Origin of the sequence: Bacillus sp. 41-22 (assembly GCF_025809295.1) — a bacterium.
Taxonomy (GTDB): Bacteria; Bacillota; Bacilli; order Bacillales; family Bacillaceae_G; genus Bacillus_A; species Bacillus_A mycoides.
The window spans coordinates 1,359,448-1,383,640 of the sequence record NZ_CP084035.1; the positions used below are offsets into that span (position 1 = coordinate 1,359,448).

33 protein-coding genes and 1 pseudogene are annotated in these 24,193 nt (G+C 34.3%); 20 read left to right on the forward strand and 14 right to left on the reverse strand.

Going from position 1 to position 24,193, the window contains the following annotated elements; all coding sequences use genetic code 11:
- Window positions 1-115 precede the first annotated feature (115 nt).
- The 6 genes from LCF45_RS06915 to LCF45_RS06940 all read left to right on the forward strand — a co-directional run bounded on the left by LCF45_RS06915 (window position 116) and on the right by LCF45_RS06940 (window position 4,998).
- Complete coding sequence (locus tag LCF45_RS06915) at window positions 116-496, forward strand: GntR family transcriptional regulator (protein WP_002126211.1); 381 nt, start codon at window positions 116-118, stop codon at window positions 494-496.
- Window positions 493-1,191: an ABC transporter ATP-binding protein gene (locus tag LCF45_RS06920; RefSeq protein ID WP_002126214.1), complete on the forward strand. Its 699-nt coding sequence runs from the start codon at window positions 493-495 to the stop codon at window positions 1,189-1,191. Before LCF45_RS06915 ends, LCF45_RS06920 begins: the two co-directional genes overlap by 4 nt.
- Window positions 1,188-1,979, forward strand: a complete 792-nt coding sequence (locus tag LCF45_RS06925) for a hypothetical protein (protein ID WP_002126215.1) — start codon at window positions 1,188-1,190, stop codon at window positions 1,977-1,979. Before LCF45_RS06920 ends, LCF45_RS06925 begins: the two co-directional genes overlap by 4 nt.
- A 14-nt stretch (window positions 1,980-1,993) precedes the next feature.
- Window positions 1,994-2,896 (forward strand): ABC transporter ATP-binding protein, encoded by a 903-nt coding sequence (locus LCF45_RS06930; RefSeq protein ID WP_002030591.1) that lies wholly within the window; start codon window positions 1,994-1,996, stop codon window positions 2,894-2,896.
- Window positions 2,896-3,672, forward strand: a complete 777-nt coding sequence (locus LCF45_RS06935) for an ABC transporter permease (RefSeq protein WP_002126217.1) — start codon at window positions 2,896-2,898, stop codon at window positions 3,670-3,672. Before LCF45_RS06930 ends, LCF45_RS06935 begins: the two co-directional genes overlap by 1 nt.
- Window positions 3,673-3,984: 312 nt before the next feature.
- Window positions 3,985-4,998: a CPBP family intramembrane glutamic endopeptidase gene (locus tag LCF45_RS06940; protein ID WP_033730617.1), complete on the forward strand. Its 1,014-nt coding sequence runs from the start codon at window positions 3,985-3,987 to the stop codon at window positions 4,996-4,998.
- Window positions 4,999-5,027: 29 nt separating this feature from the next.
- Here the strand turns inward: LCF45_RS06940 and LCF45_RS06945 are convergent, their stop codons facing one another.
- Together LCF45_RS06945 and LCF45_RS06950 are read right to left on the reverse strand one after the other, a co-directional pair.
- Window positions 5,028-5,210, reverse strand: coding sequence for a DUF3913 family protein (locus tag LCF45_RS06945; protein ID WP_000707108.1), 183 nt, complete (start codon window positions 5,208-5,210; stop codon window positions 5,028-5,030).
- Between the two features lie 100 nt (window positions 5,211-5,310).
- Window positions 5,311-5,763 (reverse strand): Lrp/AsnC family transcriptional regulator, encoded by a 453-nt coding sequence (locus LCF45_RS06950; RefSeq protein ID WP_002030598.1) that lies wholly within the window; start codon window positions 5,761-5,763, stop codon window positions 5,311-5,313.
- Between the two features lie 123 nt (window positions 5,764-5,886).
- On the opposite strand from LCF45_RS06950, the gene LCF45_RS06955 reads away from it, so the two are divergent.
- The 3 genes from LCF45_RS06955 to LCF45_RS06965 all read left to right on the forward strand — a co-directional run bounded on the left by LCF45_RS06955 (window position 5,887) and on the right by LCF45_RS06965 (window position 7,354).
- Window positions 5,887-6,300, forward strand: a complete 414-nt coding sequence (locus LCF45_RS06955) for a carboxymuconolactone decarboxylase family protein (protein ID WP_170935223.1) — start codon at window positions 5,887-5,889, stop codon at window positions 6,298-6,300.
- A 13-nt stretch (window positions 6,301-6,313) separates the two neighbouring features.
- Window positions 6,314-6,868 carry a cysteine hydrolase family protein gene (locus LCF45_RS06960; protein ID WP_002126225.1) on the forward strand — a complete coding sequence of 185 codons (555 nt, stop codon included), beginning with the start codon at window positions 6,314-6,316 and terminating at the stop codon, window positions 6,866-6,868.
- Window positions 6,869-6,955: 87 nt separating this feature from the next.
- Window positions 6,956-7,354, forward strand: coding sequence for an SseB family protein (locus LCF45_RS06965; RefSeq protein ID WP_002126226.1), 399 nt, complete (start codon window positions 6,956-6,958; stop codon window positions 7,352-7,354).
- Between the two features lie 27 nt (window positions 7,355-7,381).
- On the opposite strand, the gene LCF45_RS06970 is transcribed toward LCF45_RS06965, so the two are convergent.
- Window positions 7,382-8,302, reverse strand: a complete 921-nt coding sequence (locus tag LCF45_RS06970; RefSeq protein ID WP_263894719.1) for a S66 peptidase family protein — start codon at window positions 8,300-8,302, stop codon at window positions 7,382-7,384.
- Between the two features lie 73 nt (window positions 8,303-8,375).
- Here LCF45_RS06970 and LCF45_RS06975 point away from each other — a divergent pair, with 73 nt between their 5' ends.
- The gene (locus LCF45_RS06975) at window positions 8,376-9,512 is read left to right on the forward strand and encodes an NAD(P)H-dependent flavin oxidoreductase (RefSeq protein ID WP_263894720.1); all 1,137 of its coding nucleotides are present in this window, start codon (window positions 8,376-8,378) and stop codon (window positions 9,510-9,512) included.
- 17 nt (window positions 9,513-9,529) lie between these two features.
- Here LCF45_RS06975 and dltD read toward each other — a convergent pair whose 3' ends face one another.
- The 5 genes from dltD to LCF45_RS07000 form a co-directional block, all read right to left on the reverse strand.
- A complete protein-coding gene (gene dltD / locus LCF45_RS06980) occupies window positions 9,530-10,705 on the reverse strand; it encodes a D-alanyl-lipoteichoic acid biosynthesis protein DltD (protein ID WP_002126231.1) in 1,176 nt (391 codons plus the stop codon).
- Window positions 10,702-10,941: a D-alanine--poly(phosphoribitol) ligase subunit DltC gene (gene dltC / locus LCF45_RS06985; RefSeq protein WP_002011622.1), complete on the reverse strand. Its 240-nt coding sequence runs from the start codon at window positions 10,939-10,941 to the stop codon at window positions 10,702-10,704. The genes dltD and dltC overlap by 4 nt, the downstream gene beginning before the upstream one ends.
- Before the next feature lie 68 nt (window positions 10,942-11,009).
- The gene (gene dltB / locus LCF45_RS06990) at window positions 11,010-12,176 is read right to left on the reverse strand and encodes a D-alanyl-lipoteichoic acid biosynthesis protein DltB (RefSeq protein ID WP_002126234.1); all 1,167 of its coding nucleotides are present in this window, start codon (window positions 12,174-12,176) and stop codon (window positions 11,010-11,012) included.
- Entirely contained in the window at window positions 12,173-13,687 is a 1,515-nt protein-coding gene (gene dltA / locus LCF45_RS06995) for a D-alanine--poly(phosphoribitol) ligase subunit DltA (RefSeq protein WP_002126236.1), read from the reverse strand. The genes dltB and dltA overlap by 4 nt, the downstream gene beginning before the upstream one ends.
- Window positions 13,688-13,699: 12 nt before the next feature.
- Entirely contained in the window at window positions 13,700-13,846 is a 147-nt protein-coding gene (locus LCF45_RS07000) for a teichoic acid D-Ala incorporation-associated protein DltX (protein WP_002011626.1), read from the reverse strand.
- Between the two features lie 359 nt (window positions 13,847-14,205).
- Between LCF45_RS07000 and LCF45_RS07005 the strand changes: the two genes are divergently transcribed.
- The 5 genes from LCF45_RS07005 (at window position 14,206) to LCF45_RS07025 (ending at window position 17,267) form a co-directional block, all read left to right on the forward strand.
- Window positions 14,206-15,384, forward strand: a complete 1,179-nt coding sequence (locus LCF45_RS07005; RefSeq protein ID WP_215560998.1) for an amidohydrolase — start codon at window positions 14,206-14,208, stop codon at window positions 15,382-15,384.
- A 223-nt stretch (window positions 15,385-15,607) separates the two neighbouring features.
- Window positions 15,608-15,772, forward strand: coding sequence for a hypothetical protein (locus LCF45_RS07010; protein WP_002011628.1), 165 nt, complete (start codon window positions 15,608-15,610; stop codon window positions 15,770-15,772).
- Window positions 15,765-16,211, forward strand: a complete 447-nt coding sequence (locus LCF45_RS07015; RefSeq protein WP_002086759.1) for a flavodoxin — start codon at window positions 15,765-15,767, stop codon at window positions 16,209-16,211. Before LCF45_RS07010 ends, LCF45_RS07015 begins: the two co-directional genes overlap by 8 nt.
- A gap of 24 nt (window positions 16,212-16,235) precedes the next feature.
- Window positions 16,236-17,009, forward strand: a complete 774-nt coding sequence (locus LCF45_RS07020; RefSeq protein WP_002140953.1) for a hypothetical protein — start codon at window positions 16,236-16,238, stop codon at window positions 17,007-17,009.
- A 96-nt stretch (window positions 17,010-17,105) separates the two neighbouring features.
- Window positions 17,106-17,267, forward strand: a complete 162-nt coding sequence (locus LCF45_RS07025) for a hypothetical protein (RefSeq protein WP_215560999.1) — start codon at window positions 17,106-17,108, stop codon at window positions 17,265-17,267.
- Here the strand turns inward: LCF45_RS07025 and LCF45_RS07030 are convergent.
- Complete coding sequence (locus LCF45_RS07030; RefSeq protein ID WP_002186336.1) at window positions 17,264-18,172, reverse strand: aminoglycoside phosphotransferase family protein; 909 nt, start codon at window positions 18,170-18,172, stop codon at window positions 17,264-17,266. The genes LCF45_RS07025 and LCF45_RS07030 overlap by 4 nt on opposite strands.
- Window positions 18,173-18,271: 99 nt before the next feature.
- Between LCF45_RS07030 and LCF45_RS07035 the strand changes: the two are divergent.
- Window positions 18,272-18,759 (forward strand): annotated as a pseudogene (locus LCF45_RS07035) (biotin transporter BioY).
- Between the two features lie 25 nt (window positions 18,760-18,784).
- Here LCF45_RS07035 and LCF45_RS07040 read toward each other — a convergent pair.
- The 3 genes from LCF45_RS07040 to LCF45_RS07050 form a co-directional block, all read right to left on the reverse strand.
- Entirely contained in the window at window positions 18,785-18,934 is a 150-nt protein-coding gene (locus LCF45_RS07040) for a hypothetical protein (RefSeq protein WP_000743737.1), read from the reverse strand.
- Between the two features lie 18 nt (window positions 18,935-18,952).
- The gene (locus LCF45_RS07045) at window positions 18,953-19,126 is read right to left on the reverse strand and encodes a hypothetical protein (protein WP_000343684.1); all 174 of its coding nucleotides are present in this window, start codon (window positions 19,124-19,126) and stop codon (window positions 18,953-18,955) included.
- Window positions 19,127-19,202: 76 nt separating this feature from the next.
- Complete coding sequence (locus LCF45_RS07050; protein ID WP_002126252.1) at window positions 19,203-20,561, reverse strand: MATE family efflux transporter; 1,359 nt, start codon at window positions 20,559-20,561, stop codon at window positions 19,203-19,205.
- Window positions 20,562-20,743: 182 nt separating this feature from the next.
- Between LCF45_RS07050 and uppP the strand changes: the two genes are divergently transcribed.
- A complete protein-coding gene (gene uppP / locus LCF45_RS07055) occupies window positions 20,744-21,535 on the forward strand; it encodes a bacitracin resistance undecaprenyl-diphosphatase (RefSeq protein ID WP_002126255.1) in 792 nt (263 codons plus the stop codon).
- A 194-nt stretch (window positions 21,536-21,729) separates the two neighbouring features.
- Entirely contained in the window at window positions 21,730-22,194 is a 465-nt protein-coding gene (locus LCF45_RS07060; protein WP_002126258.1) for an SRPBCC family protein, read from the forward strand.
- Between the two features lie 39 nt (window positions 22,195-22,233).
- On the opposite strand, the gene LCF45_RS07065 is transcribed toward LCF45_RS07060, so the two are convergent.
- Together LCF45_RS07065 and LCF45_RS07070 are read right to left on the reverse strand one after the other, a co-directional pair.
- Window positions 22,234-22,821, reverse strand: coding sequence for a thioredoxin family protein (locus LCF45_RS07065; RefSeq protein ID WP_078177946.1), 588 nt, complete (start codon window positions 22,819-22,821; stop codon window positions 22,234-22,236).
- A 33-nt stretch (window positions 22,822-22,854) separates the two neighbouring features.
- Window positions 22,855-23,286, reverse strand: coding sequence for a regulatory YrvL family protein (locus tag LCF45_RS07070; protein WP_263894721.1), 432 nt, complete (start codon window positions 23,284-23,286; stop codon window positions 22,855-22,857).
- Window positions 23,287-23,448: 162 nt separating this feature from the next.
- Here LCF45_RS07070 and LCF45_RS07075 point away from each other — a divergent pair, with 162 nt between their 5' ends.
- Both LCF45_RS07075 and LCF45_RS07080 read left to right on the forward strand, forming a co-directional pair.
- Window positions 23,449-23,868 carry a MarR family winged helix-turn-helix transcriptional regulator gene (locus tag LCF45_RS07075; RefSeq protein WP_002064429.1) on the forward strand — a complete coding sequence of 140 codons (420 nt, stop codon included), beginning with the start codon at window positions 23,449-23,451 and terminating at the stop codon, window positions 23,866-23,868.
- A 153-nt stretch (window positions 23,869-24,021) separates the two neighbouring features.
- Entirely contained in the window at window positions 24,022-24,177 is a 156-nt protein-coding gene (locus tag LCF45_RS07080; protein ID WP_002011733.1) for a hypothetical protein, read from the forward strand.
- The last annotated feature ends 16 nt before the right edge of the window (window positions 24,178-24,193 follow it).

The following is a 24,193-nucleotide window of genomic DNA, read 5'->3' on the forward strand; positions in this document are numbered from 1 at the left end:
AGGCAGTGTAACGAAAAGTTACACTGCCTTTTTATTACATTTTTTGTTGTAAGTATTTACATATAATTCGTCTTGGTGTACTATTTAACTAACACACTAAGACAGGAGGGGAGAAATGAAAATCGAGTTTTCTCCAAACACACCAATTTACATTCAAGTAATGGAATACATAAAAAAGGAAATTGTAACAGGACATTTATTGCCTGGTGATAAAATTCCCTCCGTACGTGAATTAGCGAGTGATTTACAAGTAAATCCAAATACGATTCAACGCACATTTCAAGAACTAGAACGGGATGGAGTTGTTGTAACACGTAGAGGAATGGGGCGATATGTAACGAATGAAGGGGAGAAAATTATGGAGCTGCGAAAAGATATGGCGAAAGAATTACTTCATTCTTTCATAAATGGAATGGACAATTTAGGTTTTTCAGAAGAAGAAATTCTTACAATCCTTCGTTCTTCATTACATGAGAAAAGGGAGGAGAGCGAATGACAGAGTTATTAAAAATAGAAAATCTATGGAAGCGGTACGGATTAAAAGCAGTGATTCGTGAGTTAAACATAGAGATTACAGAAGGGAAAATCGTTGGGCTTGTTGGAGATAACGGGAGCGGGAAAACGACGTTATTGAAAATGATTGCAGGCTTGCAGCACCCTTCTGAAGGTAGTATTACAATAGATGGTAAAAAGGTAGGATTAGAGACGAAAGAAATCGTTTCATTTATGTCTGATAAGCCAGTCTTTGATGATTGGATGACGGTAAAAGATTCTTTATTTTTCTATCGAGATTTTTATAAAGACTTCGATATTCAAAAAGCGGTAGATACGATTACGGAATTTAAAATACCGTTAGAAGAAAAAATTAAAGCATTGTCAAAAGGGATGATTGAGAAGCTGCAAATCATTTTAACATTTTCTCGAAAAGCGAAGTTATACGTACTGGATGAACCGCTTGGCGGGATTGATCTCGTTTCTAGGGAGCATGTACTTGAGCTAATCCTTAAATTTTATCGTGAAGATTGTACGCTGCTTATATCAACTCATTTAATAAGAGAAATCGAAAATATATTTGATGAAGTAATCTTTTTGAAAGATGGAGAAATAATATTGCATGAAAATGTGGAAGAACTAAGATTTCAAAAGGGGAAAGCAGTACATGAGCTGTTTAAGGAGGCCTATGAGAAATGAGTCAGCTTTTTCTTTATCTGTATAATTGTAATAAGAGAAAAATAGCCATTATTTACTTCGGATTTATTACAGTTTCATTAATTCTTTTATTTAATATGAAAGGAGTTTCAGGAGCTAGAATTTCAGGTAGGCAAGATATAATCATTATTATATTTTTTATCGTACTAGGTATAAATGGATTCGCAATTCTTCTAACAGGTATATCGTCTTTTCGAAAAATGCTAAAAAACTCTATGCTACGTTGTACTTCTATTTCAGCACAAAAGTATATATGTGCAAATGTTTTATTTTGTGTACTACTCTTTATGATTTTGCTAGGAATAGGAATCATTTTTCTATACTATTTTTCTTTAAATATTTACAATGGAAAAACAGATTTAGGTGTTCAGCAAGCAATCCACAGTTTATATGATTATGGAATATTACATCATATGTTATCTATTTTCTTATGGGGACTAGATTTTGTTAATATGCTAGTTTCTATTTATTTAATTATAGTAATTACGAAGCTATTCAATGTGAAATCATCGATGAGTAAGATTGTTTGCGTAATCTTATTCGTTGTTTTTATCGCATTTAATGGGGGAATAACATATATCTTTCAGCAAATAGAAAAGTATGTGTTTGCCATAAATAATATTGGATTTATAGATCAAAACGGCTTTTTAAATACATCATTTTATTCTGGTACAGATATTACAGTTTTAAATCTATGTTTTAACTGTTTATTAACAATTATATTATTAGTAGTTACAGGGCGCATCATCGACAAAAAACTAGAAGTTTAAAGGAGGAATCATCATTGGGAAATGTAGTAGTGAAATTAGAAAATGTCCGAAAAAAAATCGGTAGAACAGAAATTATCCGCGGTTTATCATTTGAAGTTCGTGAAGGGGAAGTGTACGGGTTTCTTGGACCGAACGGTAGCGGTAAGACGACGACAATTCGTATGATGACAGGTCTTATTTCTATGACAGAAGGCGATATTACAATTTGTGGTCATAGTATTCGCACAGAGCGTGAAAAGGCGCTAGAGCAAATTGGAGCGATTGTAGAAAATCCCGAGCTATATGATTATATGACTGGAATGCAAAATTTAAAGCATTTTGCGAACATGGCGATTACCCCAATTAGTAAAGAGCGCATCGCTGAAATTGTAAAGCTTGTTGAATTAGAGCATGCGATTCATAAAAAGGTGAAAACATACTCACTTGGTATGAAACAGCGTTTAGGAATTGCGCAGGCGTTACTTCATCAGCCGAAAATCTTAATTTTAGATGAACCGACAAATGGATTAGATCCAGCTGGTATTCGCCAAATTCGTGATTATTTACAACGATTAGCGAAAGAAGAAAATATTGCAGTCATTGTATCAAGTCATTTATTAAGTGAAATTGAATTGATGTGTGATCGCGTAGTTATTATAAAGCAAGGTGAGTTTGTACAAGAGTATAACTTACATGAACAAGCGAAGCATGATGAAACAGTTGTAGTTGCATTTGAAGTAGATCAAGTTCAAAAAGCGAACGAAATTATTAAAGGTAAAGTACAAGGAAATGTAGCTGTGGCATCTGTAATGAAAGAAGAGATTCCGCAAATTGTAAAACAGTTAGTGAATGCTGATGTACTCGTATACGGTGTTACTGTTCAAAATAAAACGTTAGAGGATGAGTTCTTAGCGATTACAGGGGGAGTGAAAGCGTAATGTTTAAATTAATTCAAAATGAATTTTTAAAGTTACATGCGAAAAAAGGTATGTACATTTTAATAGGTGTAATTGCAGCATTGGAGATTTTGGGAGTTTTAGCGATGCTGAAATGGGGAGGAGGAAATGAGTTTAAAGGATCATATTTAGATTTTGTAAGTTCAGAGATTGGTTTAATTACCTTATTTGCAACAATTTTTGGAATTACGATTGCGTCTCGTACAATTACTGATGAGTTCCAAAAAGGTACAATTAAGCAGCTATTAATCCGTCCGAGAAAACGAATTACAGTTTTGTTCTCTAAATATATTACAGTGTTACTTACTATATTATTTATCATATTTGCTAGCACGTTAATCGCAATGATTATTGGCGGGATTGTAATGGATGGTAGTAAAACAGGAGTAACGTTAGGAATCGTAATGAAGTCCATTTTATATCAAGTACTTTCACCGTTCTTCTTTGCAACTCTTTCATTTTGCTTAGCTAATGTATTTAGAAATTCTGTATTACCATTAATTATTTCGTTGTTCTTATTCTTCTTACAAAGTGCAATTACAATGGTGCTTATGATGTTTGCAAAAGGTGTAGCGAAATTTGTGGTGTTTTTCCATTTGAATTTAAGTGTTTACGACAGTAATAAATTAGTAAGCGGTGGAATGGAACCACCATTTACAGAATTTACGTTTACAACTTCATTATTACTTGTAGTTGCATATTTTGCTGTATTACTTGTAGCATCAAGTGTATTATTCCAAAAACGTGACGTATTATAGTAGAAAAATCCCCGTGTTAACGGGGATTTTTATTAACCAGCTTTTTTGATTTATGTAGCTTTTAAGTGTGGCAGATACATATTTACTTAGGAACATAATTGTAACTAAGTTGAAGAACATTGATATGGTATATCAAATAGGATTGTTATTATGTAATTTAATACGTATATTATTCGGAATAAAGTGAGAAAAATAGGAAGATTTTCAACTATATTCATATTATAATTTAGTTATCCGGCCATTTGTGGAGAAGGGCTACCCATAAAATACTGATTAAAGTTTCACTTTATATCATCTCTGGAGGTGTTCAATATGCAACATGCATTTTCACGTATAAGGCTACGTAGTTTTTTTGGATGGACGATTATAGGGATGTTCCTGACGATGATTCCATTAAATTTATCAGGTGCTTCTGACAATACGATAGAGTTGCTGTCACAAATATCAATATTTTTTGCATTTCCACTATTGTGGCTATATTTAAAAACAAGTAAAAATAATGTTGTTTTTAAAAGTTTTTTTGATAAGCCTGGACGTTTACATTGGGGGTTAATTGTATTAGCAACGATCATGGGAATGATTTTTGCAGTCGGTATATCCCAAATTCAATTTTATATTTTAGCACATACTTTACCTAATTTCTTAGTTACCATGTTAGAAGATGGAAATGTAATTAATACGAGTAACATATACATGACGATATTTACTTTCATTTCAGCATGTGTATTAGCCCCAATAATGGAAGAGGTTATTTTTAGAGGGTTTTTCTTACAGCGAATGGCTTACAAATGGGGGATTAAACGAGCGGTTATTATATCCTCTCTTATTTTTGGACTAGGACATTTTGATGTTATCGGTGCTTTCATGTTCGGTGTTATTATGTGCCTTCTATACATAAAGACAAAAAATATATGGACGAATATTGCTGTGCATGCTCTAAATAATTTGATTGCAACGAGTATGCAATTTGTAGGTGGAGATGGAAGTGACGCAATCTCGATTACTGAATTACAAGCACAAAGTAATTTATGGATCGGCATTGGTCTTGTGATTATCGGTTTATTATGGTTCATTCCTTTTACTTGGAACCAATGGCGTACAGTAAAAGAAGTTGGTGTGCCACCGATTCGTTTCATAAATGAAGAAAAAGTAGTGAATACATCAGAAGAAAATGAAATATATAGCCAAGTGATAGTAACAGATAGATTGATGGCTGTAGAACTACCTGATGAAGCTGTAAATAAGCTTCGGTTAGAAGAAAATGATTATGTAACAGTTTCTGTAGAAGAAGATAAAATTGTTATAAAGAAAGCGCATAATAGATAATTAAAAAGTAGCTCCTAAAGAGCTACTTTTTAATTTGTAATAATCTCTACACGAAAATTATTACCGTTCTTTACATATTTAATATCTGTAACGATCCGAACGGTTTTTAGAAGTTCAACTTTTTCACCAATTCGAGGGATGGTCGGAACATTGTCCCAAATACCAAGCAAGTCATCTAATTGTGCCGTTTTTTCATAAAACCAGATTTTCAATGTAAAGCCCCTTTCTCGAACTTTATGTATTTTAATACATGATATATCATTTTTATTCTTAATGTAAGGGGTTTTTACTCTTTTTGTGAATAAAGATGAATTAAACTTCTGGGAATATATGTTCAATGTCCGGAGTAAGAGCTACTTCTGATAATACGATATGAGAAACTGTCGTTGCATATGAAGAAACATCATTGATAAATTCTTCAAGTTCAACGAGTGAAGGAACAGAGATTTTTACAATGTAGCATAAGCTTCCTGTTACTCGGTAACAAAAACTTGCAGATGGATAAGACTGAATAAACTGTTGCATACGTGTTGTATCACCATTTTTTAAAGTGATTTCTAAAATACAATCTAAAACAAGTCCTGCTTTTTTATAATTGATATCGATTGTGTATTTTTGAATAATCCCCTCACTTTCAAGTTTACGTACACGTTCTGTAGTAGACGGAGCCGATAAGTTTACTCGTTTTGCTAATTCACGCATCGAAAGGCGGCTATCATTATATAATTCATTTAAAATTTTTCGATCAACACGGTCTAATTGCATTTGTAAATATACCTCCAGTAAAATGATAATTTTTGTAAAGAAAAATTTAAAATTAAGATTCATATGAAATGTAAAGTGAACTTTATTTATTTTACAATAAAAAAGAAGGAAATAGGAGGGGAAATGATGGAGAGAATTACATTATCAAATGTAGGAGATACAAAGTTTCAAAAATTATTAGGTCATAATCCAGATATATTAAATTCGTGGAGTACGTTAGAGAATACACTGTATAGTACAGGGGCCCTTTCCGTAGAGTTAAAGGAGCAAGTAAGAAGAACATTAGCGTTTGGGAATGAATGTCCGTACTGTATGGCAAAGGGAAAGCCGGATGATATACAAAAAATAGAAGAAATTAGCGTAGCCGTTACTTTTGCGCATGCATTTGTTCATGACCAAAAGGCGATAGATGATAATATGTTTCATATATTAAAACAATATTGGACTGAAAAAGAAATTGTAGAGCTTTGTGCCTATATTTGTTTTATTACTGCTTCGCAGCAACTTGGTTTTCTGTTTCAATTACAGCCCAATTAATTAGGAGGATATTATGCTTAATCAAGCAGCACTTATAATCATTGATGTACAGGAAGCATTCAACTTACCATACTGGGGCGTGAGGAATAACCTTTTGGCGGAAGAAAATATGAAAAGTTTGTTAGAAGAATGGAGAAAAAGAAAACTACCAGTTTTTCATATTCAACATGTAAATAAAGAAAATGTTCAATCGATGTTTTATCAACATGCGGAAACGGTAAACTTTAAAGAAGAAGTGCAACCAATGCCAGATGAAATAATTATCCAGAAATCCGTTAATAGCGCGTTCATTGGGACAAATTTGGAAGAACAATTAAGAGAACAAAATTGTAATACGGTAGTGATTGTAGGATTAACAACAAATCATTGTGTGGAGACTACAACACGGATGGCAGGTAATTTAGGGCTTACAACGTATTTAGTGAGCGATGCGACGGCTACATTCAATCGTAAAGGTCTGGACGGGACAGAGTATAGTGCAGAGGACATTCACAATATGACACTTGTAAACTTACATGATGAATTTGCCAAAATCGTTACGACTGAAGGTGTTTTAAAATTATTTTAAGAAAATAATTGTGGAATTATGTAGAAAAAAATAAGAATATTTCGTATAATCTAAGTATAATCATTTTGAAAATAGGGGTGGCATCATATGGAGCAAATTCCAGTAAAGAAAATAGAAGAAGTACTCGTTTTAGCAGGAGATGATAAACAAAAGCAAAAGGAATTTTATGAATTGCTCTTATCAACGGAGTTTTATGTTGCTGGTTCACTTGAAGCAGAAGACGGGGCAACGGAAGGAACACTTCGTTTGCGTCATTTCCAAGGAGAGGGTAGATGGATCGTTCCGTTCTTTACACAATTGAAATTTGTAAAAGATGTGTTGCCAGAAGGTACACCCCTTATTACGATACGTGGAAAAGAATTATTGGGTAGCATCGAGAAAGATGCGACAGCTGTATTAAATGTTGGAACAGATATGAGTAAAACATTTATTCCAGAAGAAATTGCAGAGATAGCATCAGGACGAATCTTTAATTATTATAAGTAAAAGGAAAAGCTTAGCAGCTTTTCCTTTTTAATTTGAACATGGAGTGGCTATACCAGAAGAAATAGAAACAGTTTTGTTAGTTGTATTTATTGTTGCTGTAGCTCCGAGGGGAATACCGATATTTGGACTTATATGTCCAATCGGTAAACCGAATAACACAGGTATATTATATGGCTTGAAATATTCATATAATATTGTTTGCAATGATTGAGATGGCTTAGAAGGGTTGCAGTCGTGACAACTTGTAAAAATAACGCCGCTGCATTCATTAAACTGTCCAGATAAAAGTAGTTGATTTAACATCCGGTCAATGCGGTACGGTTCTTCACCAATATCTTCAAGCAATAAAAGTTTATTTGACGTATTTATCTCATAGGGCGAGCCAGTTATACTTGTTAACACAGTTAAATTCCCTCCAACTAATGTGCCTGTAACTGTACATGGAGAGGTAGGTACGATACATTCTGATGCATATAAGATAGATGAATACGGATGGAATAGTTGATTGAAAGAAGATAAAGAGAGAGAATCTATACCTTTTCCTAATTCTTCAATCATTGGTCCATGAAAAGTAACCAGCTCCGCATAACGTGAAAAGGCAGTATGTAAAGCCGTAATATCACTATATCCCCAAAAAATCTTTGGATTCCGTTGAATGATTTCATATTGAATGTAAGGGAGGAGACGAGCGCTGCCGTAACCACCTCGTGCACAAAAGACTGCTTTGACCTCAGTATTTGTAAATGCTTCATGTATATCATCAAGACGAACTTGATCACTTCCAGCTAAATATCCATATTTTTCATAAACACTCTTTCCAATTATTACGGATAATCCCATCTCTTGTAATACGTTCACACCTTTTAATATATTCTCAAGTGTTGGTGGGCCAGACGGTGCAATAATCATTACTGTATCACCTTTTTGCAAAGCATTTGGATAAATCATTGTTCTCAGCCTCCTTCTCTTTCAATATATTCGCTTGAGCGAAAGTTCAATCCTTGTAAAAGAAGGGGAAAGCATGTCATATAAAGAAGGTATAGGGAAAGTAGGAGGGAAAATGATGTTTACAAGTCGAGTAATAGATATATTACAAATTAAGTATCCGATCATTCAAGCAGGTATGGCAGGAGCGATTACAACGTCAGAACTTGTTGCAGCTGTGAGTAATAGCGGAGGATTAGGTACGCTTGGAGCAGGGTATATGAGCCCAGAACAAATCCGTGAAGCGATTTATAAAATAAGGGAACTAACAAATAAGCCTTTCGGTGTTAATTTACTTTTAACGAAAGAGATACAGATAGAAGAAGAGAAGGTAAACGAGGCGAAAGTATTACTTAGTGGAGTGAATAGAGAATTAGGTATAGAGGAAGAAAAGACTTTAAAACTTCCAAAAAGCTATAAAGAACAATTACAAGTATTATTAGAGGAAAAGGTACCAGTCGTTAGTTTTGCATTTCAAACGTTAGAAAAAGAAGAAATAGATGATTTGAAAAAGGAAGGGATAAAAGTTATCGGAACAGCTACCCATGTAGCGGAAGCGAAAGCACTTGCTAAGTTAGGGGTAGATATTATTGTCGGGCAAGGTAGCGAGGCAGGAGGGCATAGAGGAACGTTTATTGGGAAAGAACAAGATGCGATGATTGGTACATTTGCATTAATCCCGCAATTAGTAGCGGAAGGACCTCATATCCCGATTGTTGCAGCAGGTGGTGTAATGAATGGGCAAGGGCTTGTTGCGGCATTTGCGTTAGGGGCAGAAGCTGTTCAAATGGGATCAGCCTTTTTAACGAGTGAAGAAAGTATTACGCATGACGTGTATAAAGAGGCGATTTTACATAGTACAGATACGAGTACAACGGTAACCCGTGCGTTTTCCGGGAAATATGCACGGGGTATTCGTAATGAATTTATAGAGAAACATGAAGGAAGAGAAGAGAATTTACCGATGTATCCAGTGCAAAACGTATTAACTTCAAAAATACGTCAAGAAGCAGCGAAGCAAAATAAGGCAGAGTATATGTCGCTTTGGGCGGGACAAGCATCATCATTAGCACGAACGGAATCAGCTCAGCACGTAGTGAAACGTGTCATGAAAGAAGCAGAGAACGTAATTGAACAATTACAAGATGTATATAAAAAAAGACCACTTGAATAATTCAAGCGGTCTTTTCGTTAGTTTGCTTTATAAAATTGTTGGATAGCTTCGTCGATGTAAACCCAGCCTTTCCAACCTAAGTGCATATGATCTTTTAAGAAGTACTTATCATATTCATGATTTGAGAAATCAGCAATTGGATAGCCAGCTTGCTTAATTTGCTCATGAACTTTATTGTAGTATAATTCGCGTTTTTCTTTCGGGAAGCCAGCGTAATCATACCAAGGACCTTTTACAGGAACAGAAATGAAGAGCGGTTTTGCGCCAGATTGTTTTAATAAATCAAGTACAATTTGTAAATCTTCATATTCTGGTGATTGGTCATAAGCATCATTTTTTAAGTAACCTTCACGTTGTTTTAATTTCTTCTTAATTTTGCTATTGAAGTAATCATCTTCGATACCATATTCGTTAGAGCTTGATTCTACTGCACCTGTTTGATCAGCATGCTTACGAGCTTCTTCCCAGTTCATTTGTTTCAATGATGGATCAAGCTGTTCTTTATGCGGCTTAATATTAAACATAACTGTAAATAAATCTTTACGATCTAGAATGTTACGATAAATATAAGCGAAAGGTTTAGCAGCAAGTGCTTTTACTTTATACTTTGTATCATCGTAGGCGATACCTTCAAGCGAAATTTTTAATAAAGTTTCTTTTTTAACAATCTCAAAGTTTAATAAGCGTTTTGCAATTTGTTTTTTCATTTCAGGTTTTAAATCATCGTTGAAAATGAAGTGGTATCCTTGTTGTTTTGAAAAGTTAGGTGCAAAGTGTGTCTCATCAATACCTTGTGGTACAAACCATTGCGGAGAAAGAACGAATATCATTTTCTTATCTTTCAATTGATCCATTGTAGATGTGAAGTTTAATACATGTACAAGGTCTTGTGTTCCACCGCGCCCAAGTAGGAATGGTGTGAATCCTTCAGGCTTTACTTTGAAATAATTCGATGGATGGAAAGCATCCATACGTGCGAATTCCGATGAACCGTACATCGGAAGATATTTCGGGTCTGCTAACATCTTTTGCTGTAAAATCATACTTTGAATCTTTTCTTCTTTTAAAGAAGTCGCAGCTTGTTCTACTTTCTCATCACTTAAAAGTGGGAGTAGGAAGCGCGTAGGAATAAGTAAGAATACAGCAAAAAGGGCCAATGCTAAAAGCATCGGACCAAATTTCACTTTGTTCATCGGATTTCTTCTAACTTTTTAATAACCATATTTGGTGTAGCCCACTCATCGCGGTCAAAATCAGAAATAGAAACTTCAATCTCTAAACGCTCTTGGAATTCTACTAATAAAGATACTACAGCGAAAGAATCAAGAATACCTTCTTCAAATAATTGAACATCTAAGTTTTCTTTCACAATATCGTTTTCACATACTTCTTCTAAAATATCTAATACTTGCTCTTTGAATTCTGCCATTTTTAAAATCTCCTTTATATCCGAAATATATTATATGTGCAACTTCTTAATAGTATAAGAAGGGTGCATTAAAAGTATCTGTTAAGGTGTCCAGAGAAGATCAGGAAACCGAAACATACAACGTGGAACGTAATTACAATCGCAAGGACGTGTGTAAATTTATTGTTTGGCCAAAACTTATGCTTCTTGTTTTTTCGTTCGAAAATATCGAATAAAATAAACAGTGCGGCATGATATAGACCATAAATAACATACTGCGCAACAGCGCTTCCTTGGATGTGCCAAATTCCCATAATGAAAAAGTTTAAAAATGCACCGATATACGAAATTGTGTAACGGTTCTTAATTAACTTTTTCTTCGTTGCAAAAAAGACGAAACGCATGTAAATAAAATCACGGAACCAGAATGATAAACTCATATGCCAGCGGTTCCAGAAGTCTTTAATGTTACGACTAAGGAATGGCTTATTAAAGTTTTCTGGAGTTTTAATTCCCATCATGTAACTGATACCAATTACGAATGCACTATAACCTGCAAAGTCAAAGAATAACTGCATGCTAGTAGCGTACATAAAAATCACATTAGATAAAAGTGTATCTTGATTGGCGAATACTGCCTTTACAAGATATGTTGTTATCAAGTGCGCGATTATAAATTTATACAGAAAACCTTGGAAAATACGGTTAATCCCTGTATATAGTAACTTTTGATATTCCTCAGCACTAGGCGGCTTTTGAATATCTTTTTGGAATCTACGGTAACGATCGATAGGTCCACTTGAAATCGCAGGGAAGAATAAAACGAATTCCCAGAAATTAAAGAAGGAAAGTTCTTTAATTAAATTATCACGAACTTCAAAGACCATCTGTACAGCTCTAAATGTTACGTAAGACATACCTGCGAAAACAATAAAATGCAATTCAGGTACAAACGGTGCGATTTTTGCCAAAATAAGCGGTAAAATCGATAAAATAACAGCTATACAAAACGTGAATGTACTATTATTTTGTTTTCTTAAAATTAAATAGCCTTTAATAAGGGCATATTGCCAAATAATAAATGCGGCTAACATGATTGCTTGCTTCGGTTTATCAGAGAAGATAATAACGAGCATTACTAATGTTAAAACGGCATTATATTTACGCAACATTTTACCTTTTAATCCAGCTATGATAGTAGGTATTAATAAAATGCCTACTATAGCGAAAAAATAAAATGATCCATATGCGGTCATGCTGTAACCTCACTCAATAATTTTTTGCGATCTACCTTTCCATTTGGTGTCATTGGAATAGAAGATTGATACATGAATTTACGTGGAATCATGTAATTTGGTAATCGCTCATTGAGTTCTTTTTTGATTGCAGATGTTAATTTGAATTCTTTTTCAAACGAATGCTCTCCAGGAACAACAACCGCTAATAAGTAATCATATTTTTCACCTTTTTTAATTGGAACAACAACTGCACCTTCTACGTAAGAACACGCGCGAAGATGATGTTCGATTTCTTCTAATTCCATTCGATAACCATGAAGCTTAATTTGGAAATCAAGACGACCATTATAGAATAGAAGACCATTTTCTACATAGCCAGCATCACCTGTTTTATAGGCACGCTCACCATCAATCATGGTAAATACTTTTTCTGTTAATTCAGGGCTTCCTAAATAGCCAACGCTTACGCTTGGACCGACAATTACGATTTCACCTTTTTCACCGTCAGGTGCAATTGTACCATCTTCTTTCATAATAAGAAGGCGGCAGTCTGATTTACAGTAGCCAACTGGAAGTGATTTGTATTGATCAAGCACTTCTTCTGTAACGTGAATGCCTGTTACAGCAACAGTAGCTTCTGTTGGACCGTACGTATTCATAATTGCTGCTTTCGGGAAACGCTCAATTAATTTTCTAGCTACTTCATTTGGCAACACTTCACCGCAGAATAAGAATGTTTTCATGTTTGGTAGCATACTTTCAGAGAAAGAGGCTTCCATTAAACACATTTCTGCGAAAGATGGTGTCGAAGTCCATACTTGTATATCCGATTGCTCTAAAGAAGCAAACAAGTCTTTTGGACGTGCAATCATGTCTTTATCGATTGCCCATAGTGTGCCACCCGTTACTAATGATGGGTAAATATCCATTACAGATAAATCGAATGAGAAAGGTGCTTGGTTTAAGAATACTTGCCCTGTTTGTAAGTTGAAATCTTCTACAGCCCATTTTGTAAAGCTAACAAGACAGTTATAAGTAATCTGAACCCCTTTCGGATTACCTGTACTTCCTGATGTGTAAATAATGTAGAAGTTCTCATCACCTTTTACCGCATGTTCAGGATTTGGAATGTTCCCTTTATGAGTAAAGAAAATATCTTTTAAGTTGTCTTCACTTACGATACGAACTGGTAAATCAGTTACAGTTACTTCAGTTCCTGATAAAAGTAATTTCGCACCAGAATTTTCAGCGATACGTTGTACGCGATCAGCTGGGATAGATAAATCTACAGGAATGTAAGCATGTCCAGCTTTTACACAACCTAAAAAGTTAATAATCATTTCAGGTTGCATATGGCCATAAACCATAATTGGTGAACGATCATCTGGATACTCAGAAGAAATCCAATGTGCTAACGCATCAGAATCTTCCTTTAATTGTTTGTACGTAATTTTCGCATCTCGCCAAACAAAAGCGTTTTGATCAGGCGTTTCTACAGCCCACTTTTCAATTTGTTCTAATAACTTCATAACGTTCCCACCCTAAAATTCGTTGTAAATAAATGTACTTGTGTTTGTATCATGGAATCCATACAACCAAAGCAATGCAAATAAAATTGCAAGGTAATAAACCGTCTTTGCAACCCATTGTGTGAGTGGTTGAGACCATATCTCTTTTAATCTTTCCATGTCTTTCCCTCGCTTAATGAAATAATAGCTCTTTGTAGGTATCATGTCCTACATTATTGTGAAAAAAACAAAATCCCACATTTTAGGTAAAAATAAGTCAAAAGGCTCTTTTCTGATATTAGCACTAAATACTAAAAAAGAAAATCCCTAACTTAGCAATTATATTACATTCAGCATGAATTTGTAATGGGTTTGACATGTAAATAGGAAGTGGATTGTGTGAATGTATAAAAGTGGATTGTGAGAAGGCGGGAAAATATAATATTTGTTTTGTTATTCCTGAATTGGAGTGGGTTAATAATCACTGGGTACTTAGTACATTTTTAAGGTATAGAGCCTTTTAAAAGGAGGTAATTATTATGAAAAGAGAGTGGAGGAGTTTTATTTCAGAGGAAAATATCATTAAATGGAGACGGCATTTCCATAAGTATCCGGAATTATCGTTTCATGAAAAAGAAACTTCGCAATTTATATATGAAACATTATGCTCATTTTCTTCTTTTGAAGTAACAAGACCAACGCAGTACAGTGTGCTAGCAATTAAAAGAGGAAGGCAACAAGGGAAAGTAGTTGCGATTCGAGCTGATATAGATGCTTTACCAATCCAAGAGGAAACAAGGAAACCTTATACGTCTGTGCATAAAGGAATAATGCATGCATGCGGGCATGATGCTCACGCAGCTATTTTATTAAGTGCAGCAGAGACGATAGCAAATATGAAGGAAGATTTTGCAGGCGAAATCCGTCTGTTCTTTCAGCACGCAGAGGAAGTGTATCCCGGTGGTGGACAAGAAATGGTGGAGACCGGTGTTATGGACGGCGTCGATTATGTAGTAGGTTTGCACGTTATGTCTGGATTAGAAAGTGGAAAGATAGGAATTGTATATGGCCCTATGATGGCAGCACCAGACGTATTTACAATTGAAATTTTAGGAAAGGGTGGTCACGCGGCACGACCAGAAGAAACGATAGATCCTATTGCTATCGGAGCACAAATTATTACAAATTTACAACATATCGTATCAAGAAATACAAGTGCTTTTATGCATAGAGTAGTGTCAGTTACACAATTTCATGGGGGGATGGCCGATAATATCATTCCTAGTGCAGCAGCTTTAATGGGAACTGTTCGATCTTTTAATCAAACATTAAGAGAGGAAGCAAAAGAGAAAATTGAGCAAATTGTAAAAGGAATTACAGAAGCACATGGGGGAGATTATACATATACGTATCGTTACGGATATGATCCAGTTGTTAATAATGAGTACATTACGAAAATAGTAGAAAAAAGTGCGATAAAATTGTTCGGAAATCAGCGTATTGTGCATCTTGAACCTTCTATGGGAGGAGAAGATTTTTCAGCGTATTTAAGAAAAGCACCTGGTTGTTTCATTAAATTAGGAACAGGGAATAAAAATATTGATACTTGTTATCCACATCATCATCCGAAATTTGATGTGGATGAATCGGCTTTAATTAATGGAGTGGAACTATTTTTAGAGACAACTATAAGACTACTAGAAACTGATAAAGCATAAAAAAAGGCAACTGCACTCTATTGCAGTTGCTTTTATTTCTTCCGTCAGAGAGGGCTGAGAAAGAACTATGCTCATTTATAGTATATGAATAGCTAACGGACAAGCTTGTACATTTTAACTATTTTTTAAAAAATAGTTATTGACTTTGATAATCAATTTCAATTAATCTAATGGTATAATTGAAATTGATAATTATTATCAATGAAACAGATGAGGAACCTTAATGAGAAAAACATTTCACCTTTTACGAAGGGGATTAAAAAATAAAGATGTTGATAAGCATATTGAATGGCAACGAAATGTAATTCGTTCTGAATATGTAGATGAGAAGAGTACACTTCAAACAGAAAAAGAGATACAAGGTAAAAGGAGAGGTTCAGTTGAGTAAGTTAGTAATGATTTTTGCAAGTATGAGTGGAAATACAGAGGAAATGGCTGACCATATTGCGGGTGCGATTCGTGAAACAGAAAATGAGATTGAAGTAATTGATATTATGGATACACCAGAAGCTTCTATATTAGAGCAATATGACGGGATTATTTTAGGTGCTTATACTTGGGGAGATGGTGATCTTCCTGATGATTTTTTAGATTTTTATGATGCAATGGATTCTATTAACTTAACTGGTAAAAAAGCAGCTGCATTCGGTTCTTGTGATTCGGCTTATCCGAAATACGGGGTAGCGGTTGATATTTTAATAGAAAAGCTGCAGGAGCGCGGGGCAGCAGTTGTGTTAGAAGGATTGAAAGTAGAATTAACGCCAGAAGATGAAGATGTAGAAAAATGTTTACAGTTTGGAGCTGAATTCGTAAAACACCTTTCTTAATGGCAGAAGGGAGATGAAGAGCAATTGCATGAGAAAATCTCAATCAAAACGATGACAGATTACCATTTGTATGATTTTATGCGTTGTCCGCATAAATTTTATTTCCGTCATATAAAAAGAAGAGAACCTTCTTCATTTGAATGGCAACAAATAGCACAAATGATTGTGAATCAAATTATTAATGAATATTACACGCTACCTGCGGGCCAACAAACGAAAATTGTACTTTTAATATTAATAGAAAAGTATTGGAAAAAAGTAAGGATTAATATGTTTGCTTCAAAGGCGGAGTACTATATTGTTTTAGCAAAGCTAACTGATCACTTATTACAGTTTGTTGAAAGGGATGATAGTCAGGCACCGCCGTTATTTTTATATGAGAAGTTTCAAACATATATGGAAGAGTTAGGTGTCCACATGTCATTGACATTTGAAGTTGGTGAGTGGAGTGCTGAATCGTTTGTAATTAAAAAGTATGTTGTCGATGCGGATGAGGAAATGCTTGCTCTTTGTCAGAAGCTAATGACAGTATTCAGTTATAAAGCTTTCGGTATTCTTCCAGGGAAAATTGAAGTTATTAATTTAATAGAAGGAACTAAGTATGAGTACATTCCAAAGCAGGAAGATATTATAACTGGAATGGATGATTTATTTAGAATGAAAGAAATGTTGCAACAACCTGAGCACTATACAGAGCGTCATTTTCGTTCTGAGTGTATGAGTTGTGCGTTTCGTAGTGAATGCCAAAGGGAAGAAGTAAAGAAAGAAGCGAAGCAGAAGAAAAATATAGTACATTAAAGGATGCAAATTTGCATTCTTTTTTGTTATTGACATGAAAAGCTTTTCATCATTTACCGTATATTTGTAGCAGATTAATAAAGGGAGGAATAATCAATGAAAGATGAAACGGCAGTATTTCAATGGTTAAAAGAACAGAATGCTCCTTTTGGAATTCAACTGCAAATTTTACAGGCATTTCAATTGTATAAAGTTATTGTTGAAATGGATAAAAAGTTAATGATGTATGAGGAGAGAGAGTATAGGGAGAGAGTTTAATCTCGTCCCTGTAGTATTGCTTTAAGCTGTTCTTCATTCTTCTTTAATATTATTTCGTTGTTTGTTTCAATGTTATAAATAAGGTTATGTAGTAAAGGGCTGTATTGATAAAAGGTAGTGATGCGGTGAATGAGTAATGGATCGCGGTGAGAAATAAGTGCACTGTATTGTTCATATACAGATGTAGTAAACTCACGACCGAAATCATAATATAGCCCAGCAAAATCAAAAGCGGGATCGCCAATTTGAGCATCTCCAAAATCGATAACACCTGAAATGGTTTTGTTCAAGTTGTTAAATAAAATGTGATGATGTGTAAAGTCAGCATGGATGATTGTATTTTGAAAGGTAGATTTAGCTATACAGATAAAAAAATTTTCGAATAAACGATTTAAGGCTGATTTCTGTAATGAAGTAAGACTGTTAGTAAAATATTGATTTAATTTTGTTTGTAGTTCTTTCCAGTAGGTAAGTGTTTTTTCGATAGGGAACCCTAGCGTTTCAGTACGTTTTAAAGGAATACTATGTAAAGCCGCAAGGAAAGTGGCTAATTGTGTAATGATTGCTTTCAATTCTTTTTTCTCTAGCTTTGCAACTAGTTCAGTTGTTAACGGTTCACCATGAATGAGAGGATAATAGCTACAAAATGGAACGGTATTACAATTATTCTTATACAATAAATGATACTTAGGAATCTCGATTTCTTGTAATAAATGAGAAAGAATTGTGCACAGTTCTTTTTCTAACGGAATTCGGTTTGCATATTCAAGTTTTCGCGGGAAACGAAATAGTAGTTCGTCATTTATAATAACCGTTATATTATCCCATCCTTCTTCATTTTGTTTATATGAATGTATAGAAAGACCGGGCAGAGCTTCTTTTATATATTGTTTGTAAGAGTCCATAATTGTTCCTCGTTTCTAAGTTAAAGGTAGGTTATTCCACTTTATGATATCAGAATTTTCTTTCTACATGTTAAAATATAACTATCATTATGGAGGAGGGTGGGGTGCATTACGAAGAAAAGAATATTAATCATTTCTCTATGTATCGCTTTTGGATTGTTTTGGCCACCTTTAAACCGATAGATCGCTACGAGTTAAATAAGGAATTAAAGAACAAAAGTATAGAAACTTTAACTGATAAAGAAATGAAAATGATAGGAGAACACTTTGTGACAGCGCAACTATCAGTGTTTGAGTTTAATAATAAAGAAGATGTGAAACGAAAAGGTGAAGAAATATTTGTAAATAGAGGGTATGAACAGTTAATAGAAAATTATTACCCAAACTGTTTTCGGGATTTAGAGTATAAATTTACAAACGAAGAGATACGTGAAGAGACAGATGAGAGTTTTCGCTATCATGCTGTAGCGTACGTTACTGGTATTGAAAATGGCAAGAGAAGTGAAATGAAATTAAATTATGACATGAAAATTGTAAAGGTTAATAATTTATTCATGGTGTTAGAACAAAAACAATATGTACAATAAAAAACCCTCTAGAAGCAGAGGGACTTTAAAGATTTTCATTTTGTTGACCAAGTTCTTTTTGAGCAATGTATAAATTTCCTTGCTCAACTTGTTTCAGTGTATGAACAGAATCTCCTGCATATCCTTTTTCCGTTTTCACAGTTCTTTTTGAACGATTTGAATCTTGTTTCTTCATATAATAGACCACCCTTCTTTAAAAATAGACGAAAATGATGAGCACGAGTAATACAGCTGCGAAAATGGTAATGCCCATTAAAAAAGAAGTATTTTTATATTTAGGTGGCTTATGTACATCTTGCCGATATCCAGGTGAAATTTCAGGGGCGAATTCTTCATCGAATGATTGTTTCTTTTGTTTTTCGTCCATATGTATCCACCTTTCTTTTTCATTATGTTACACGTTACAAGAAAAAATATGCATGAAGAAAACAGCCGCTATATCATTAGCGGCTGCTTTGCGTTGTATATTTTCTTTGTACTTGAAAGAGACGGATAAGCAGGAAGATTGCTCCAAATGCTAGACCGATAATAAGACCGATCCAATAACCTTTTGCTGCCCAGTCAGTATAAGTTGCTAACATGTAGCCAAGAGGTAGACCTATTACCCAATAAGCTATTAATGTCATAATTAAGGCAACATTTACGTCTTTATAACCACGAAGTGCTCCTTGTACTGGAGTTGCAATCGCATCTGAAATTTGAAATAAAATCGCGAATATAAGAAATTCTTTAGCTAAATGATGGACATTTGCATTTGTCGTATAAATAGAAGCAATTTCATCATCAAAGAAATAAAGAAGGATTGAATATAAAAGAGCGAAAGCAAGGGCTAACCCAATTCCGATAAATCCATATTGTTTCGCATTATTGTATCGTTTTGCTCCAACTTCAAATCCAACGGCTATCGTCATTGCCATTGCTAAACTTAAAGGAGTCATATATAACAAGGAAGCAAAGTTCATAGCTGCTTGATGTGCTGCTATTGTTGTCGTACTAAAATTACTCATCATAAGTGTTACCGCAGCGAAAATACTCGTCTCAAAAAAGATAGCAAATCCGATAGGGACGCCAAGTTTCAGGAATTCCTTCCAGATTGTAAAGGAAGGGCGGTATAACTGTTTAAAGATATTGAAAGAAGCGAAAGGCTCTTTCGTACGAATAATAATAACCGTAATAATTAAAATACACCAATAGGTTGCTGCAGAAGCGATTGCCGCACCAACACCACCGAGTTTTGGAAAGCCAAAGTGACCAAAAATTAATAAGTAATTTAATACTACATTAATTGGTAATGATAGTAATGTAATAATCATCGTTGTTCGAGTTTTCCCTAATGCATCAATAAATCCACGTAAAACGGTGTAAGTAAATAAAGGGATAATTCCAATCGCGATAATAATTAAAAATTGTGCTGCAATACGTTCCACGGGTTCTTCTAATTGCATGCCATTTAAAATAGGTGAAACAGCGAAGAATCCGATAAGGATAACAACGAAACTAGCACAAATTGCTAAATATACTGCTTGTATGACAATGTGGGGAACGTCCTCCTTTTTCTTTGATCCAACGAGCTGTGCAACAATAGGAGTAGTAGCCATTAAAATTCCTGTTAAGCCGGTACTAACGGGAAGCCATATACTTGTTCCGATAGCAACACCCGCTAAATCAATAGGACTCGCATGTCCTGACATTGTCGTATCAAAAAAGCTCATCGCAAATAATGACATTTGCGTTACAAAAATCGGGAAAAAGAGTAATAAAAATTGCTTTAACTTTTGTGAGAATGAATTAGTTTCTTTCATAAAATCCCCTTTCAACGTAAAAAACAAACTCTTATTATCATACAATTTAATCAAAAAATAGAAAAGAAATAAGCGTATACAACAAATGAAATCAATAAAAAAAGGATGCACTTTGAAAAGGGATAAGGTATTATGATAAGGTGTGAAAAAATTACATATTCGTTATTAAGGAGGCACTACTTGTGGCTGATTGGTTAATTGGATTAATCATGGGTGCTGTTGAAGGTTTAACAGAGTTTTTACCAGTATCATCAACAGGACATATGATTTTAACAGGACACTTAATTGGATTTGAAGACGATAGAGCGAAAGTTTTCGAAGTTGTTATTCAGTTGGGATCGATTTTAGCAGTTGTTGTTATATTTTGGAAACGTTTATGGTCATTAGTTGGAATAGGGAAAGTAACTGATGGACCATCTTTAAATTTATTACATATTATTATCGGGATGATTCCTGCCGGCATACTCGGCGTACTATTCCATAGCGCAATTAAAGAAGTTTTATTCGGTCCAGGACCGGTTGTTATTAGCTTAGTAGCTGGTGGTATTTTAATGATTGTTGCTGAGAAGTTTTCAAAACCAAGTACAGCAAGAACGTTAGATGAAATCACATATAAGCAAGCATTTACAATCGGAATGTTCCAATGTTTAGCACTTTGGCCAGGATTTTCTCGTTCTGGATCAACAATAAGTGGTGGTTTATTAGCACGTGTTTCGCATACAGCGGCAGCGGAATATACATTTATTCTAGCGGTGCCAATGATGGTAGCTGCAAGTGCCTTAGATTTAATTAAAAGCTGGGATATATTAAGCGCGGCTGATATACCGTTATTTGCAACTGGATTTATTACAGCATTCGTTGTTGCGTTGCTTGCAATCGTTTCATTCTTAAAATTATTAGCTCGTGTAAAACTAACACCGTTCGCTTACTATCGTTTCATTTTAGCTGCGGTATTCTATTTCTTCATTATGTAAGTATAAAATATCAGCAATACCCTATAGAATAGACACTTGAAAAAAAGTCTACACTGTAGGGTATTTTTTTATAGAGAGAGAAAAATGAAACTTTTACCTTCAATTACTTGTATTTCACCATGTGAAATATGCCATAATGATTTCGTTATAATAATTTTAAGGAAATCGATAGGGTATTTGAGAGGAGCAATTTAGTGAGTTTTGCAATAGAAATAGTAATTCCAGCACCAATTGATGTTGTATTTGATTATGTACACAATGACGAGAAAATACTAGAATGGAGTACCTTTATGGTAGAAAATAGGTATCCTTCAAATATAGATGTTGAAAACCCTCGTGAAGGTGACAAATATATATCTGTGCAAAAGATGGGGAAGAAAATATATGAATTTGAGGCGGAAATTTTAGAGTATGATGAACCGTATATCGTTTCAGTTGGATGTGAGATGAAGCAAGGTTATACAGCTGCAACTTATATGTTAGAAGAGGATGAAGAAGGTACATCGCTTACTTTAATCGTAGAATTTGAACCGAAGAATTTTTTATATAAGATTATGTACAAGTTGACTGGGTGGATGACACGTGGAATATACATGGGTGAAATGGAACGTTTAGCAGCGTGCGTAGATGCTGTATATTCTCAGAAAAAAGGATTATAATTTAGTAAAATAAAAAACCTGCCGAAATCGGCAGGTTTTTTATTTTACTACTTTCTCAATCATGCTTTCCATTACATGTTCCCAAAGAGAAGTATCATCAGCTAATGTAGCACGGAAATTAGCATACATTTCTTTTTGTTTCTCTTCGAATGTTGGATCTTCTTTTTCAGGTAATGTAGCGCGCATTGAAGTTACTAATTCTTGTACTTTTGGAGCGCGTGGTCCAAAGACGGCTTGTTCATTTCCGTCTTTATCAATGAAAATAAAGATTGGAATCGCACGTGCTGTTCCGTTTGTTAAGTATTGATCCATTAACTCTAAGTTTTCATCGCGAATTAATAAACGCATATCAATATTTGCAACTTCAGAAATTCGTTTCATAACAGGTACACATAAAAGAGCGTCGCCGCACCAGTCAGCTGTTAATACGATAACGCGCCAGCCATCATTTTGACGTTCTTCTAAAACTGGAAGTAATTCATTTGGAATTAAAAAGTTATTGTAAATGTGTAGTAGCTCGTATTGGTTTACTTCCATTTCATTCACATATGTATCAAAGGACATGCCTTTATCAGCCCATTGTAGTAAGTTCATAAGTAACACCTCTTTAGTATGATTTATTTTTATTGTACCAATTTTTATATAGAAAAGCTTGTATTCTTACTCTTTCTTATCACTAAATAATTTATTTAGTGTGTAAAGGAATAGTGTGACACATAATTCAGCTATGTTGGGCATTTGTACACTCTCTATCCAGTCATCGGCGGTATGTATGACAAACCGATCTAACGTAATTTCAATTATAGAGAGCAGAGCAATTGAGAGCCGATTGGGCATACTTGTCATCATTGGATGTAGGAGCACTTTAAAGAAAATGAATATAAAATATGTAATACCGTCTAATAAAAGAATGAGTAAAAAAAAGAGTAGTAGAGCTGTTCTTGATGAATATTCTATACCTGTAATATGAAAGATTCCTACATATACAAAAAATATAAATGCAAAGAATATAATGAGAATAAGAATAACAACACTAATAATAATAGTCTTATCTTTTAGACTGAGATTAGAAAGTTTGTCTTCTTCACTCATTGCCCTAACTCCTTTTTCTGGAAAATCAATTTCATTGTACCATGAAATATCTATTAAAAAACTACGAATTATGGGGAAATAAGGTGACAAAAAGTAAGATTTCGTGTAAAATTATTAATAAGGTTTTTATTTAACTAAATTAAATAAAAGGGGCTGTCAAAGTTGTCTCAAAATCGAGAACAATTAATGGAAGAACTATCGACAAATGTTTTTGCAATGTTTCGCACGTTGCGTAATGATATTGGAAAAATATTTGGTGGTTACATACCGTGGAATGAGTTCATTGTCCTTAGAATATTGAACCGTACGAATAAAGAAATGGTCTCACGTGTAGCTAATGAGTTAAATGTGTCGAATAGTCATATTACAGCTGTTACAGAAAAATTAATTAATAAAGGCTTTGTAACTCGTTCACGTTCTACATCAGATCGCCGAGTTGTATATTTAGAGATTACAGAACAAGGGAAAGAGTTAGTTGCGAAAATGGAAGGTGAGAAAAAGAAATATTTACAAGAAAGATTTTCCGCACTTTCAGAAGATGAAATGGATATAATGATATCTATTTCTAAAAAACTTATTTAAATAATTACAAATAAGAAAACGCTTACCTAATTAAAAAGAAGACCTTCCTCATATATGGAAGGTCTTCTTCTGTGTGTAATAGATGATAAAAAATAAAATGTGTATGAAAAAAGATAGAGCGCCATACTACTAATAAAGGAAGGAGGGAGAAATATGACGAATCGTAATGGTAGTCAAGGAAGTGGAAATCAAGGTTCACCAAAATCAGGGCAATTCCAGCAGGAGTTTAGTACTGAATTTGAAACGGGAAATGATAATAAAGGAAAAGAATATCGTTCGAAAAAAGGAAGTAAATCAAAAAAGGAGTGAAATGATTCACTCCTTT

Coding starts and splice junctions, on each gene's coding strand:
- LCF45_RS07045 (WP_000343684.1), bottom strand. CDS start 19,126: ATGGACGAAAAACAAAAGAAACAATCATTCGATGAAGAATTCGCCCCT.
- LCF45_RS07050 (WP_002126252.1), bottom strand. CDS start 20,561: ATGAAAGAAACTAATTCATTCTCACAAAAGTTAAAGCAATTTTTATTA.
- LCF45_RS06920 (WP_002126214.1), top strand. CDS start 493: ATGACAGAGTTATTAAAAATAGAAAATCTATGGAAGCGGTACGGATTA.
- LCF45_RS07005 (WP_215560998.1), top strand. CDS start 14,206: ATGAAAAGAGAGTGGAGGAGTTTTATTTCAGAGGAAAATATCATTAAA.
- LCF45_RS07040 (WP_000743737.1), bottom strand. CDS start 18,934: ATGAAGAAACAAGATTCAAATCGTTCAAAAAGAACTGTGAAAACGGAA.
- LCF45_RS06940 (WP_033730617.1), top strand. CDS start 3,985: ATGCAACATGCATTTTCACGTATAAGGCTACGTAGTTTTTTTGGATGG.
- dltC (WP_002011622.1), bottom strand. CDS start 10,941: ATGGCAGAATTCAAAGAGCAAGTATTAGATATTTTAGAAGAAGTATGT.
- dltA (WP_002126236.1), bottom strand. CDS start 13,687: ATGAAGTTATTAGAACAAATTGAAAAGTGGGCTGTAGAAACGCCTGAT.
- LCF45_RS07070 (WP_263894721.1), bottom strand. CDS start 23,286: ATGAGTGAAGAAGACAAACTTTCTAATCTCAGTCTAAAAGATAAGACT.
- LCF45_RS06960 (WP_002126225.1), top strand. CDS start 6,314: ATGCTTAATCAAGCAGCACTTATAATCATTGATGTACAGGAAGCATTC.
- LCF45_RS07025 (WP_215560999.1), top strand. CDS start 17,106: ATGAAAGATGAAACGGCAGTATTTCAATGGTTAAAAGAACAGAATGCT.
- LCF45_RS07010 (WP_002011628.1), top strand. CDS start 15,608: ATGAGAAAAACATTTCACCTTTTACGAAGGGGATTAAAAAATAAAGAT.
- LCF45_RS06950 (WP_002030598.1), bottom strand. CDS start 5,763: ATGCAATTAGACCGTGTTGATCGAAAAATTTTAAATGAATTATATAAT.
- LCF45_RS06925 (WP_002126215.1), top strand. CDS start 1,188: ATGAGTCAGCTTTTTCTTTATCTGTATAATTGTAATAAGAGAAAAATA.
- LCF45_RS06970 (WP_263894719.1), bottom strand. CDS start 8,302: ATGATTTATCCAAATGCTTTGCAAAAAGGTGATACAGTAATGATTATT.
- LCF45_RS07030 (WP_002186336.1), bottom strand. CDS start 18,172: ATGGACTCTTACAAACAATATATAAAAGAAGCTCTGCCCGGTCTTTCT.
- LCF45_RS07000 (WP_002011626.1), bottom strand. CDS start 13,846: ATGGAAAGATTAAAAGAGATATGGTCTCAACCACTCACACAATGGGTT.
- dltB (WP_002126234.1), bottom strand. CDS start 12,176: ATGACCGCATATGGATCATTTTATTTTTTCGCTATAGTAGGCATTTTA.
- dltD (WP_002126231.1), bottom strand. CDS start 10,705: ATGAACAAAGTGAAATTTGGTCCGATGCTTTTAGCATTGGCCCTTTTT.
- LCF45_RS07080 (WP_002011733.1), top strand. CDS start 24,022: ATGACGAATCGTAATGGTAGTCAAGGAAGTGGAAATCAAGGTTCACCA.
- LCF45_RS06955 (WP_170935223.1), top strand. CDS start 5,887: ATGATGGAGAGAATTACATTATCAAATGTAGGAGATACAAAGTTTCAA.
- LCF45_RS06975 (WP_263894720.1), top strand. CDS start 8,376: ATGTCATATAAAGAAGGTATAGGGAAAGTAGGAGGGAAAATGATGTTT.
- LCF45_RS06935 (WP_002126217.1), top strand. CDS start 2,896: ATGTTTAAATTAATTCAAAATGAATTTTTAAAGTTACATGCGAAAAAA.
- LCF45_RS06965 (WP_002126226.1), top strand. CDS start 6,956: ATGGAGCAAATTCCAGTAAAGAAAATAGAAGAAGTACTCGTTTTAGCA.
- LCF45_RS06915 (WP_002126211.1), top strand. CDS start 116: ATGAAAATCGAGTTTTCTCCAAACACACCAATTTACATTCAAGTAATG.